Source organism: Neobacillus niacini, from assembly GCF_031456445.1.
GTDB lineage: Bacteria > Bacillota > Bacilli > Bacillales > Cytobacillaceae > Neobacillus > Neobacillus niacini_I.
In genome coordinates this window covers 234,772-247,947 of sequence record NZ_JAVDUQ010000002.1, presented here as the reverse complement: position 1 = coordinate 247,947, position 13,176 = coordinate 234,772, and the positions used below count along the sequence as shown (strand labels likewise).

At 37.6% G+C, this 13,176-nt stretch carries 11 protein-coding genes and 1 pseudogene; 6 read left to right on the top strand and 6 right to left on the bottom strand.

Annotated elements, in window-relative coordinates:
• Positions 1-92: 92 nt before the first annotated feature.
• From hppD to J2Y67_RS03915, 5 genes are all read right to left on the bottom strand, one after another.
• Complete coding sequence (hppD, locus tag J2Y67_RS03935) at positions 93-1,208, bottom strand: 4-hydroxyphenylpyruvate dioxygenase (RefSeq protein ID WP_310170838.1); 1,116 nt, start codon at positions 1,206-1,208, stop codon at positions 93-95.
• Between the two features lie 229 nt (positions 1,209-1,437).
• Positions 1,438-2,232 (bottom strand): ABC transporter ATP-binding protein, encoded by a 795-nt coding sequence (locus J2Y67_RS03930; protein WP_310170835.1) that lies wholly within the window; start codon positions 2,230-2,232, stop codon positions 1,438-1,440.
• Positions 2,207-3,238, bottom strand: coding sequence for an ABC transporter permease (locus J2Y67_RS03925; protein WP_310170832.1), 1,032 nt, complete (start codon positions 3,236-3,238; stop codon positions 2,207-2,209). The genes J2Y67_RS03930 and J2Y67_RS03925 overlap by 26 nt, the downstream gene beginning before the upstream one ends.
• A gap of 135 nt (positions 3,239-3,373) precedes the next feature.
• Complete coding sequence (locus J2Y67_RS03920; protein WP_310170828.1) at positions 3,374-4,372, bottom strand: ABC transporter substrate-binding protein; 999 nt, start codon at positions 4,370-4,372, stop codon at positions 3,374-3,376.
• A gap of 272 nt (positions 4,373-4,644) precedes the next feature.
• Positions 4,645-4,773, bottom strand: coding sequence for a hypothetical protein (locus tag J2Y67_RS03915; RefSeq protein ID WP_310170825.1), 129 nt, complete (start codon positions 4,771-4,773; stop codon positions 4,645-4,647).
• A 281-nt stretch (positions 4,774-5,054) separates the two neighbouring features.
• Between J2Y67_RS03915 and J2Y67_RS03910 the strand changes: the two genes are divergently transcribed.
• Both J2Y67_RS03910 and J2Y67_RS03905 read left to right on the top strand, forming a co-directional pair.
• The gene (locus tag J2Y67_RS03910; protein ID WP_310170824.1) at positions 5,055-5,603 is read left to right on the top strand and encodes a cupredoxin domain-containing protein; all 549 of its coding nucleotides are present in this window, start codon (positions 5,055-5,057) and stop codon (positions 5,601-5,603) included.
• Positions 5,593-7,059, top strand: a complete 1,467-nt coding sequence (locus J2Y67_RS03905; RefSeq protein WP_310170821.1) for a cbb3-type cytochrome c oxidase subunit I — start codon at positions 5,593-5,595, stop codon at positions 7,057-7,059. The genes J2Y67_RS03910 and J2Y67_RS03905 overlap by 11 nt, the downstream gene beginning before the upstream one ends.
• 395 nt (positions 7,060-7,454) lie before the next feature.
• Here the strand turns inward: J2Y67_RS03905 and J2Y67_RS03900 are convergent, their stop codons facing one another.
• The gene (locus J2Y67_RS03900) at positions 7,455-7,883 is read right to left on the bottom strand and encodes an ATP-binding protein (RefSeq protein ID WP_310170818.1); all 429 of its coding nucleotides are present in this window, start codon (positions 7,881-7,883) and stop codon (positions 7,455-7,457) included.
• Positions 7,884-8,160: 277 nt separating this feature from the next.
• Between J2Y67_RS03900 and J2Y67_RS03895 the strand changes: the two genes are divergently transcribed.
• The 4 genes and pseudogenes from J2Y67_RS03895 to J2Y67_RS03880 all read left to right on the top strand — a co-directional run.
• Positions 8,161-9,645, top strand: a complete 1,485-nt coding sequence (locus J2Y67_RS03895; protein WP_310170814.1) for a spore germination protein — start codon at positions 8,161-8,163, stop codon at positions 9,643-9,645.
• Entirely contained in the window at positions 9,635-10,828 is a 1,194-nt protein-coding gene (locus J2Y67_RS03890) for a Ger(x)C family spore germination protein (protein ID WP_310170811.1), read from the top strand. The genes J2Y67_RS03895 and J2Y67_RS03890 overlap by 11 nt, the downstream gene beginning before the upstream one ends.
• Positions 10,829-10,862: 34 nt before the next feature.
• Positions 10,863-11,957: a GerAB/ArcD/ProY family transporter gene (locus tag J2Y67_RS03885; protein WP_310170808.1), complete on the top strand. Its 1,095-nt coding sequence runs from the start codon at positions 10,863-10,865 to the stop codon at positions 11,955-11,957.
• Between the two features lie 555 nt (positions 11,958-12,512).
• Positions 12,513-13,155, top strand: a pseudogene (locus J2Y67_RS03880) (IS110 family transposase); the annotation flags it as partial.
• Positions 13,156-13,176: the final 21 nt, after the last annotated feature.

Here is a 13,176-nt window from a genome sequence, read left to right as displayed (position 1 = left end):
TAAAAACTTTGAAAAAAGGGAGAAAGCCTTTCCTCCCTTTTTACCGACCCTATGGTGATCCCTTTAAAAATATTACATTCTTTATCTAGTCATTATAAATTGCCCCGTTTTTCCTGCTCACGTTCAATCGACTCAAATAAAGCTTTGAAATTTCCTTCACCAAATCCCCGTGCACCTTTGCGTTGGATGATTTCAACAAACAAAGTCGGGCGGTCCACAATTGGTTTTGAAAAAATTTGCAGTAGATACCCTTCATCGTCACGATCAACTAAAATATTCAGTTCACGGAGTTTATCAATTTCTTCATCTATTTTTCCAATCCGCTCGCCTAATGCTTCATAATAAGAACCCGGGGTTTTCAAAAACTCTACACCATTCTTTTTTAATGTTGTTACAGTAGACACGATATCTTCTGTTAAAATCGCCAAATGCTGAACACCTGGGCCATTATAAAATTCCAGGTATTCTTGAATCTGCGACTTCCGTTTTCCTTCTGCCGGCTCATTAATTGGGAATTTAATCCGACCGCCATTGTGCATGACCTTGGACATGAGGGCAGAATATTCCGTTGTAATATCCTTATCTGTAAAATGTTTCATTTCCTTAAATCCCATAACCTTAGAATAGTATTCCACCCATTCCTCCATCCGTTCCACATTACCGACGACATGATCGAAACCGATTAATCCAGCATCCTCGATTGCCAAATCAATTGAATATGGTTGATAACCCGGCATGAATACACCCTGATAATTTTTCCGTTCTACTAACGTATGGATGGTATCCCCATATGTACCCAGAACGGCCTTTTTTACGACCCCCTTTTCATCTTTCATTTCAAAAGGTGCAATGATGGCAATGGCTCCTCTTTCGACTGCAGCACTGTAAGCCTTTTCCACATCATCGACCAGTAGGGCTATGTCTTTTACGCCATCCCCGTGTTTTTTTACAAATTGGGCAATTCTGCTGTCTTCCGTATAGGATCCTGTAATAATCAAACGGACATTTCTCTGCTTAAGAACATAAGAAACCGTTTCCCGATTTCCCGTTTCTAAACCGGAATAAGCAATCGGCTTAAATCCAAATGCCGTGCAAAAGTAATGGCAGGCCTGCTTGGCATTGCCAGTGTAAATTTCAATATAGTCAACATCACGTACTGGAAAGAAGTCATCCACAAGCTGTTCAGCTCTCACTCTTTGTTCTTTCATACCAAAACCTCCACAGAAAAATTTCTACTTTTCTGAATTCATTTTATCTGAAGGCTTTTCGTCCTCTCAAGTATAGGGTGTAAAGCAATAACGCTTTTAGGTAGTAAAGAAAACAACATGAAAATAGTGTTAAATCCTGTATAAAACAAAAAAGAAACAGCCTATTGCTGGCTGTTTCCCTTTGGTAAGACAAAATATTTTTTTGTCGACAAAATTTCACTTAAATGGATTATGCTAGGATAGCCCTATCACTTGCCATCTGCTCCCCGCGAATTCGTTTAAATTCTAATAATAAGCCTTCAATCGTTAATTCCTTCTTGTTTTCTTCGTCCACTTCAAGAATGATTTGGCCCTTATCCATCATAATTAAACGGTTGCCAAGGTCAATAGCCTGCTGCATATTATGAGTAACCATTAAGGTCGTGAGCTTGTATCGATCGACAATTTCTTTTGTAAGATTGGTAATAAGCTCCGCTCTTGACGGGTCAAGGGCTGCAGTATGCTCATCGAGAAGGAGAATAGATGGTTCTGTAAACGTAGCCATTAACAAGGAAAGCGCCTGCCGCTCTCCTCCGGAAAGTAAACCTACCTTTGCCGTTAAGCGGTTTTCCAAACCTAAATGTAATGTTTCAAGTACCTCACGAAAATATTCCCGGCGCTTTTTTGTAACTCCTCTTCTGAGTGTTCTTGTTTTATTCCGTGAAAAGGCCATCGCAAGATTTTCTTCGATGGTCATACTTGGAGCTGTGCCTGCCATTGGGTCCTGAAAAACCCGGCCAATCATCTTGGAACGATTATATTCTGTCATGGCTGTGACATTTTTTCCGGCAATATGAATATCGCCAATATCTGGTGTGATCACACCGGAAATAATATTCATCAAGGTTGATTTACCAGCACCATTACTCCCAATGATGGTGACAAAGTCTCCCTGCTTCAGATTTAAATTGATATGGTCAATCGCAATCTTCTCATCAGGTGTTCCTTCGTTAAAAATTTTATGAATCTGATTTAATTGCAGCATGACTTTCACCCCTTTTCTCACCTGAAGCCTGCATGATGTTCATTCTTTCCGCTTTTCTACGCGCTTTCCGCTTTCTCTCTTTTGAGCCGTCAATAATTTTTGGAGCGATTAAGGCAATAACTACAATGACCGCGGTAATCAGCTTCATATCACCAGGGCTTAAGAATTCGATTCGAAGTGCCAACGTAACCACAATACGGTAAACGATCGATCCGCCAATTACTGCAAGTGTCGTTCTCGCAATGGTTTTCGTTCCAAACAGCGCTTCACCAATGATAACCGATGCAAGCCCGATGACAATCATTCCGATCCCCATTCCAACATCGGCAAAACCGCCTTGCTGGGCAATTAATGCCCCGGAAAAGGCAACTAATGCGTTGGAAATACCAAGACCAAGAACGACGAGAAGGTTCGTATTAGCAGAAAGACTGCGAATCATTCGTTTATTATTTCCTGTTGCCCTGATGGCAAGACCAATTTCTGTTTGTAAAAACCAATCAGTAAAACCCTTAATGATAAAGGTAATGATAATCATGGAAATTAAAATTCCCCATGTAGCGGGAAGGCTGTCTCCTAAACCAACAAGTGATAATAAATTGTTGAAAAAGGAATCGATTCCAGCCTTTTCAAATAAACTGCTGATTTTTGTGAAGGTAGTATCCGAATTTAATAATGGTATGTTCGATCTGCCCATAATTCTCAAGTTAATGGAATAAAGAGCAATCATCATTAAAATACCTGACAGCAAATTATTAATCTTTCCTACAGTATGGATCAATCCGGTCAAACACCCTGCGGCAAAACCTGCGAATAATGCCATGATTGTAGCAAAAAACGGATTGGCTCCTCCTGCAATCATTACCGCCGAAATCGCTGCCCCTGTAACAAAACTCCCATCCACCGTTAAATCTGGGAAATCCAGAATTCGAAAGGAAAGATAGACGCCAAGTGCCATAATCGCATAGATGATACCAGCTTCGAATGATCCAAATATGGCTGTAAACATTGAGAGTTCATCCTTTCTTTATCTATGTCCTATAGGTATAGGTATAGGTATAGGTATAGGTATAGGAACCTATATGTAAAAAATTGGGGGAGCAGACGCAAAAAGGCCTCCCCCACGCTACTATTTTAAAAGTGATTATTTTCCTTCGTAAAACTCTCCAAGCTTACTCCATTCATCTTTTACAGTTAGTCCCTGTGCTTCTGCCGCTTTCTTATTGATTACAAGTTTCAGAGATTTAGGAAGTTCAACTGGAATTTCAGAAGGCTTTTTCTTACCTGTTAAAATGTCCGCAGCCATTTCACCTGATTGATAACCAATATCGAAGTAGTTAAATCCGCTTGCTGCCACAGCCCCGCGCTTCATTGAATCCAGCTCACCAACAAATAACGGAATTTTCTTGCTGTTTGCAACTGAAATAACAGACTCCAGTGCTGATACAACGGTATTGTCCGTTGGTACATAGATGGCATCGACACGACCTACTAATGATTCTGCTGCCTGTTTCACTTCAGCAGATGTAGATACCGAAACTTCAACAAGCTTAGCACCTTTTGATTCAACCAAATCCTTTACTGCCTTTACTTGAACTTCTGAATTTTGCTCTCCGGAGTTAAAAATGACACCAATTTTCTTTGCTTTCACTTCATCTGTAATAAAGCTGATTGTTTTTTTCGTTGCATCCGGGTGGTTATCCGTGGTACCGGTAATGTTTGGTCCCGGTTGATCAAAGGATTTCACTAATTTAGCCCCAACCGGGTCGGTTACAGAGGTAAATACAATCGGAATTTCCTTGGTTGCATTCAATGCTGCTGTTGCACTAGGAGTTGCATTCGCAAAAATCAAATCTACCTTGTTGCCGACAAAATTTTGAGCAATCGTCTGAGTATTATTCATATCCGCCTGCGCATTTTGCACATCGAACTTAACCTTTACCCCTCTATCTGTAAGCGCCTTTTTAAAGCCTTCAGTCGCTGCATCTAACGATGGGTGAACAGCAAATTGGGTAATGCCAATTTTATATTCCTTTTGACCCTCTTCTTTTTTCCCGCTTCCAGCTGTATCCTTGCTGCCGCATCCAGCAAGCATCAGCATTCCTGCTAACACAAAGGAAAGCGATCGAACTGTCTTCTTCATAAATAATAGTCCCCCTTAAATTTCTCTAAAATAATATTCAAAAAATTCTTATATTAAAATTATTCTAATATTTCTTTGTACTAAAATCAATAGAAAATTGAAAAATATTTTTCCGCTTTAAAGCGGCAATTTCCACCAAATATTCTTTAAACTGAAAAATATTTTAATAAACCGTCATAATTCTCTTTTTTAAAAAACAAAAAGCCTTCTCATCACGAAGAAGACTTTTACAAATTCTCTATTTTACTGGATAAATTTAAGAACCAAAGATTCTACCATTCTCTTGTTTTTTCTAGTAATTGATCAATTTCAATTGTCTTTACTTTATAATTGTTCTTTTCAGATGTTAGATCTGCTGTAGATTCTAGTAATTTGTCAATATCAATCAAAGTGATTCCCATTATCTAACCTCCAAGTTTTGATTTAATTAGGAAAATATTTATCTTGCTAAATGGTTCGAACCTTCTTGGATGGTTATGGGGGTGTTTTTTCCAAATTAATTGTTTTCCTTTATCCTAGCTGGCTAAATAGTGCAAAAGTATTAGTCCTTATAATAATGCACTAGTAAGGTATGATATATTTCACTTTTATTTCACAAATTGCCATTTAAAATGATAATGGGAAATCAAGCAAGTGGTTGGGGGACTCCTTGCTTGATAAAAAATTAATGGGAGGGGTTATTATGTACCAATCAATTGCATGGTACGCTACACTCTTTTTTGTTTTCCTTATTGCACTGGCATTTTCCTTCGTGTACGGGGAATCGAGAAAACTCAAAGATTATGGACCAATTCAAGAGAAAGGCTACAAAATTCGTAAATTTTATTTTCTTGGTCTAATCGCGATATTAGGGTTCGCCTCTGCTATATCGCTAAGCAGACTTCCTTATCATGCTCAACATGCTGAGGCAAAGGAAATAGGGAAAGTAGTTAAAGTTACAGGAATGCAGTTTTCATGGGAATTAAGTGACGACCATTTTACGGTTGGGGAGCCGGTTATGTTTCATGTCACAAGTAAAGATGTTACACATGGTTTTGGGGTGTATGATCCAAATCTGCATCTTATTGGACAAACACAGGCAATGCCGGGATATACGAATATGCTTGCCGTTACCTTTAAAAAACCTGGAACTTATAAAATCCTATGCTTAGAATATTGCAGCACGGGTCATCATTTAATGATGAAAGACATCGTAGTGGAGCCTAAAGGAGGAAGCAGCAATGGAAACTAATGCGCGGAATTCCATCAAAAAGGGTGTTTCTATTTACCTCATGGTAACCTCGGTGGTTCTTATTCTTATGATGATTTTCGGTGTCACCATGCTATTAAATCAAGGGAATGTTATTAAAATTTCTGCGCAAACGTTTTATAAGCTTATGACAATACATGGAACCGGAATGATTGGGATTGCTTCTTTAGGTGGAAGCGCGATCCTATGGTACTTCCTTTCGAAATACATCCATCTAAATCCAAGGGTACTATTTGCCAATCTAGTTCTAACAGTTATCGGAGTCGTTATGATTCTTGTGGCGATTTTTGGATTTAATTTTTCTGATGGATGGACCTTTTTGTATCCACTTCCATCTTTTTCAGCAAAACTAAATGGTATAACGGGTGCATTATTATTTTTAATTGGTCTTTTATTAGTAGGCGTTGGTTATCTGGTCATGTATTTTTATTTAGCTGCAAGACTCATAAAGGAATACGGTGGTCTAGGGAAATCACTTGGGTGGGACTATATTTTCCGAGGTAAAAAAGGATATGGTCCACCGGCTGCAGTCGTTGCCACAACCATGGTGATTATCGCAAACTCTGTGGGAATTCTAGCAGGGGCAACCGCATTAGTAGAATCGATTTTAAACATTCTTAATCCTAATTTTGCTTTCGATCCAATGCTCGCGAAACACTTAACCTATGCTTTTGGCCATATTTTTGCTAACTGTACGATTTATATGGCAGTTATTGCTGTTTACGAAGTTCTTTCTGAGTATACAGGGCGCCCTTGGAAATCAAATAAAGTATTCTTAATTGCTTGGAACTTTTCGACCTTATTTACTTTAATGATTTATACCCACCATTTATTAATGGACTTTGCCGTTCCTGAATGGATGTTAATTGTCGGGCAGATTTTCTCCTATGCAAACGGTCTTCCTGTTATGGTTGTAACCGCATATGGCGCCTTGATGATTGTCTTCCGCTCAGGCATGAAATGGGATTTTGCTTCAAGTATGTTTTTCCTTTCGATGTTTGGCTGGGTAGCTGGTGCCGTTCCAGCGATTATTGATGCAACGATTGTTGTTAACCATGTAATGCATAATACAAAATGGGTTCCAGGGCACTTCCATACCTATATGGGAATGGGAGTTGTCGCAATGATTTTCGGTTTCATGTACTATTTCAATAAAACTGAAGGAACTCAGGAGCAAAAAGGTATTGATAAGTACGCGATTTTCACTTATTTCGTTTTCTTTTCCGGTTTAACCGGCTCGTTCCTCTATGCTGGAAAAATAAGCGCACCTAGAAGATGGGCTGAACATCTGCCACAATGGACAGGTTCTGACCAAGTAGGGGCACTATGCGGAGTCTTTATCATTATTGCATCGATCATTTTTACAATTCGATTTTTCATTGGCTTAAGAAATGTCGGTAAGAATTCACCAACAATATCCATTAAAAGAGTTTCATAAATTTTAAAAAATCCAGTCATTAGGGAATGACTGGATTTTTTCAGTAAAATTAATAGACTAGTAATCTTTTATTCATAGTTTATTCATTTTAGTTTTGTAAGATTTTATTTGTAGGACAATCACTTCCCCCCTTTGACATCCGGCCCTAGAATTGGCCGGATTTTTTTATGCAGTATTTTTGATGAACTTAAATGTTCGGATACAGGTTGTTACTTTATTTATAAACTATTGTTTTTTCACTGCGTATAAAGTTAAAGTTTCACGTAATTATCCATGGTCTCCCCCTACTTCGGCTTCGATAGTGGGATTGCTTCACCATGACCCAGTTTAATATCATTTTAAACTTGGGTGACTCTTATTTTTATAAAAAAATTGTTTACTTTTACCATTCATGTTTAAGTTTTTATATCCAACTCCTTCCACTCTTTTTTCCATAGTCTCCAATATGGAATATCATTTGAAGAAGGAGGAAGTTCACATGGATCTATTTGTACTAGACTTGGAATCACACTGTATTCACCAATTAATAGTGCTTCGTCTGCACTAAGTGAAGGCAATTTATCTATTAAGTTGCCTAATGTGTCGGGCCATAGTTTTTTCACATAAGTTTGATCATTAGGATTTGTTAATCTCATTACAATAAAATTATTGCATTGGGAGAAGATCGTTTCAGAAAGTTCCGAAGGCCTTTGACTTCCTAAAAATAATGCAACTCCATACTTTCTTCCTTCTTTTACAATTCTTTTAATGGATTTTTTTGAGGATCGGAACTTTAATAAATCACTATTTGGAACGTACTTATGTACCTCCTCAAAAACTAACAAGATAGGCACATCATTGTTAATTTTCTCCTCTGAGTTTAACTCACACCTTAATCTTTTATAATAATATCCATACTCAAAAATAATCCTGGAAATTAATGATACAGTAATACTGTATTTGGCAATTAAAAAATTCTGTTTATGGCAGTAGGTTATATGTATTTATTTTTATTCCTTATTGTTGTAAAGCACCCAGTTAAAAAGATTTTTATTAAAGCATATTAATTTACCTCCTGAGGAAAAATAAGGTACCAATTTAAACTAAAATCCGGTGGTAAAAATGAAAGTTAACAACGAGGTATCAAATGTTCTGCATTACAATATCCAAACCTTAACTGCCCTTTTAGGAAAGAGCTCTGATCTTCAAGTAAGAGAAATTACCTTAACCAGCATAAAAAAGAAAGCGGCAGTTCTATTCTTCGATGAGATTGTGGATACTCATTCAGTTCAGCGATACGTACTAGAACCTTTATTAACATATAACCTACCACATTTTAAAACCGACGAAGAACTGCTTGCATTTATGGAATCATCTGTCATTCAATCGAAAACTATTACACGCGTGAAAGATATGACACATGCTTCAAGTGAGTTGCTGGCAGGCAAAACCCTTTTCATAGTAGAAGGAATAAATGCTTTTCTCTCAACCGATACAACAAAATGGAACGCACGGAGTATAGAAAGCCCAAAAGGACAACGGGTCGCGAAAGGACCTGATGTGGGTTTCTCCGAAAATAGAAGCACAAACATCTCTCTTGTCCGGAAGATTATTAAAAATCCTAATATCAGAGTAACAACCACGCAATATGGAACGAAAACCCGTACAGACGTATCCGTAATGTATATTGAAAATATTGTAGATAAGCAAATACTGCAATCAATCTATGAGCGGCTGGATAATCTGCAGTTAGATGCTGTGCTTGAAGCCAATTACATTGAAATGGTTTTGACCAAAGAATCGAAGTCTTTTTTTCCTCTAATGCTCAATACCGATAGACCAGACGTGGTAGCGGGTGAAATATTGGAAGGAAAAATTGCGATATTTGTGGATGGTACTCCTTATGTCCTAATCGCTCCCGCAGTTCTCGTTCAATTTTTCCAAACACCTGAGGATTATTATATCGGAAAAACAGGTTTAATAAATCAGCGTCTTCTTCGTTGTATTCTATACTTTGTGGCTTTGTATATTCCGGGAGTGTACGTAGCGTTTATGACCTACCATGCAAACTTCTTGCCCGTTAAACTTCTAGTAGGGTTTGTATCGCAACGAGAATTGGTGCCCTTTCCGACCGCATTTCAAGTAACCGTTTTGATTATAATAGTGATGGCTATAAATGAAAGTTCCACACGGTTACAGCAAAATATTTCCATTACAGTGTCCATTTTCGCCGGAATTGTATTGGGTGAGTCTGCCATTGAATCGCAATTAGTTGAACCTGCTAGCTTAGTTGTAGTTTGTGTAACGTATATTTTAGTCAGTGTCGTCCCAATTTACGCCATGAGAACACCAGCAGCAACTATTACCCTTGTTTTTATTAGCGCCGGAGCGACTCTAGGGTTTTACGGCATTGCTTTAATGTCACTTGTTTTACTGCTTCATCTGAATTCCTTGAGAAGCTTTGGTGTTCCTTATTTATCTCCTTTTGCACCTTTCGTTCCTCATGATTTAAAAGACAGCGCGATTCAATTGTCACAGGAAGAAATGACAAATGATGAGTCTCGATACACGAAGGAAGAAACGATGGAGGAAACAGATGAAGCATAAACATACCAAATCAAATATTACTATTGTTTTGTTAATAGGATTGGTCATCGCTAATGTCGTCGGGAAGTTTGTGCAAGACAGCATGTTGAATAAAATTTACATTATTTCATCAATAGGGATAGATAAAAGTAAGAGTGGGTACGTCACAACCCTACAAATCTATAATCCCGCCTCCAACAGCAAAGAAGGAGCAGCCGAACAAGGTGCTTACTCGTACAGTGTCGAGGCTCGGACCATCCCTGAAGCCATCGACCTCTTGCAAAATAGAATTCCTCGATCCATTTTTTTGGATGATACTGAAGTGGCGGTTATTGGGGAATCATTAGTAAAATCCGAAGGAATTTCTTCCGTAACCCATTACATTTTGCGGGAATCCAATTTTCCTTCCAATATAAGGTTTGTCATTGCGAAGGGAGTAACACCGGATAAACTACTTCAAATTTTTACACCCGTTCAAAAAATTTCAGGAAACAGATTTGAAGAAATGCTGAATAGGAAACAGGAGTCTTGGGCGGACCTTCCGAATATGACAGCCGACAAAATAATGGGATTGTTAAAGCAAAATAGGAAAAAACTAACCATCCCTTATATCACCTTAAAAGGTGATCTCTCAAAGGGATTGTTGAAAAGCAATATTGAAAAGTCAACGCCAGATGCTTACCTAGAGATGGATGGAGTAGCCGTTTTTCAGCATCAACGATTATCATACTGGCTTTCTTCAATGGAAAGCACATTATATGCGTTAGCCCGTAACAAAGTAAACAATACTATATTGGTTACGAAGTGCGGTAATAAGCAGGGATATGTGACATGGAAAGACGTTCAAAGTAAACCAGAAATAAAAATAGATGATAACAAGGGAGTTCCATCCTTTCTTCTACATATTCATATAAAAGGTAAATTGGAGGATGTGTCGTGTAAGATGGACACTTCCACTGTCCAAGCCATTGCGCGATTAGAACAGGAGACAGAACTTGAACTTCAAAATCAGATAAATAAGCTGATCGCCAAAACGCAAAATAGAAAAACCGATATCGTGGGATTTGCGGAAACTTTATATCGAAAACAACCAGATAAGTGGAACCGAGTTAAACATAATTGGGATTCCGTCTATCCAACCGTACCTATTCGGACAAAAGTGAAGGTTGATATTTTAGATACAGGAGACATTTCATCACAATAGAGTACTACGTGTATGGAAAGGACTTGATGGGATCATGGTCAGATTAGGACAAGGTGAAATATTTTCCTTAATGATTTGCTTTTTGCTTGGAAGTGCTATTGTGGTGGGGTGGAACTTCGAGACTAAACAAGATGTCTGGATGACAATTTTGTTGTCGTTAGCCTTGGGTGTGGGGATATTTTATTTCTATCTTTTGCTTCACTCATTAGGAAATTGGGGCAATTTGATCCAACTTTTGGAACTTGGATTTGGGAGATGGATATCCAAAGGGCTTGGATTCATTTATGGTCTATACTTTCTTTACATTGCTGGTAGGGTGTTAAAAGATTTCTCCATTTTCGTCGGTGAAGTGCTTTTTGATAACATCCCTTTTGTGGTTATATCCTTCACCCTTCTTCTGGTGGTATCGTATAGTTGTTATGTCGGGATCGAAGCAATGGCAAGAAGTACAGTGATTTTATGTGCCTTTACATGCGTAATTATATTAATTATCATGTGTTTTGGGTTTCTATCTCCATATTTTGAATTCAGAAATTTAACCCCCGTATTCCGGGCAAGCTGGAAACAGGTGCTTTCATCCGTTTTTCCAACCGGATTGACCGTGCCTTACGGAGAGCTCATCGTATTTACCATGCTATTTCCGTATATAAACAATAAAAAAGCGTTACTAAAATACGGTTGGATCTCTGTATGTATAACAGGTATGCTCCTGCTTCTGGCAGGAGAAATGATACTAGGCTTGTTAAATTCGGAAACCGTTAACATGTATATATTTCCTTTTATGAAGGCTTTAGAATTGACCAGCGTCTTAGAATTTTTGCCGCACTTAGAAACTTTTGCGGTAATCCTTAACCTTATCGGAGGATTTGTAAAAATTTCAGTTTTTATGTATGGCGGGCTTATGATTATGTCTAACATTTTCCCAAAAACAAAACCAAACCGTCGTATTTTAATTGCAGCAACCCTAACCTTTTTAGTTACCTTTATTTTATCAAAAAACATTATACAACACTTGTACATCGGATTAAAAATTATCCCTATTATTTTCCATATTCCATTACAATTCATCATTCCATGTATCTTGGTCATTTGTTTGTTTATAAAGAAATACATTATAAAATCAATTTAAATAAGGGCTCTAATTGTTCATTTCTTATTAAATTGAAAAATACCAAATCATTCTATAAACCATATTAATTAGAAGTAAGATGGACTTTATGCAAATTTGCTTTTTATGTAAATTATCAAACTTTTTGAATTTTAGGATGAACTTTTATACAAAAAAGCAAAGGATTTGTTTAGATGCTGTGCTTAAATAATAACAATTAGTTAGTTTTATTTCACCAGTCTCTGGTTCATATTTCTTTTTAAATAGATATTGTTAATAAAAACTCATCAAATCAATTTTTTTCTTATTTCACTAATGCACCCCGTTCGTAATATAAGGTTAGCCAGATTTTCTGGTTGACCATTTTTTATATGGTTTTATTATAACGGCAGCCAGGGTAGAACGTACCTGCCCGTGGGACATAAGATCCCGTCAGCTAAACAGTTCGCCCCCCTAATTGCTTAAACATGATTTGGCTGGTTGGGACATAGATCTCGTATAATAAGCGAAGCTATGATACTACAAGGAGGAACTGGGAGTACCGGTGATTTTAATGTTGGAGGAGGAGATTTAACAATGAATTCAGTCGTTGGTCTGGATATATCAAAAGTGAAAGTCAGGTACAAGTTTTCTAGGATAAGAAAAAAACTTACAAAAGCAGTTTTAAAGTAAAACATTCCCTTGAAGGACTAAATAACTTCCACCAATTTCTTTTAGAAATAGAAAGTGTAACAGGAATACAACCTCCGTTTGTTTTAGAATCTAAAGGGCATTACCATGCTCCTGTTGAACTGCATTTTTAGGGCAAAGGGTGCTTGCTAATAATCGATAACCCACTGATCTCTTATCGAGTGAAGAGCTCAAGCTTACGGAAAGTAAAGACGTAATCGATGTAAATCATCTATGCGAGCTGTACTATAAAGAGGATTTAGAACCATATAAAAGGATCCAACTCTTAAACCTTCGTAAACTTACAAGACAACACGAAAATCTTACAGATATCTATGTTCAAACAAAGCTACAATTTCAAGCAGTGCTAGACCAAGTTTCCCGCAATATAGAGGTGTTTTCGGAATTTATATTCCGTTGTTTCTTTACTTACCCCATTGGAATATCCTTCATCTAAAGATGTATTAGCAGCTGGTGAATGAACTGCAGGAGCTAAAATCAACGAACTATCAATAGTCGATTTAGTAAGTGGGCGGATAGTAAAGCAGAGTAACTTATGGATGCCGCTACT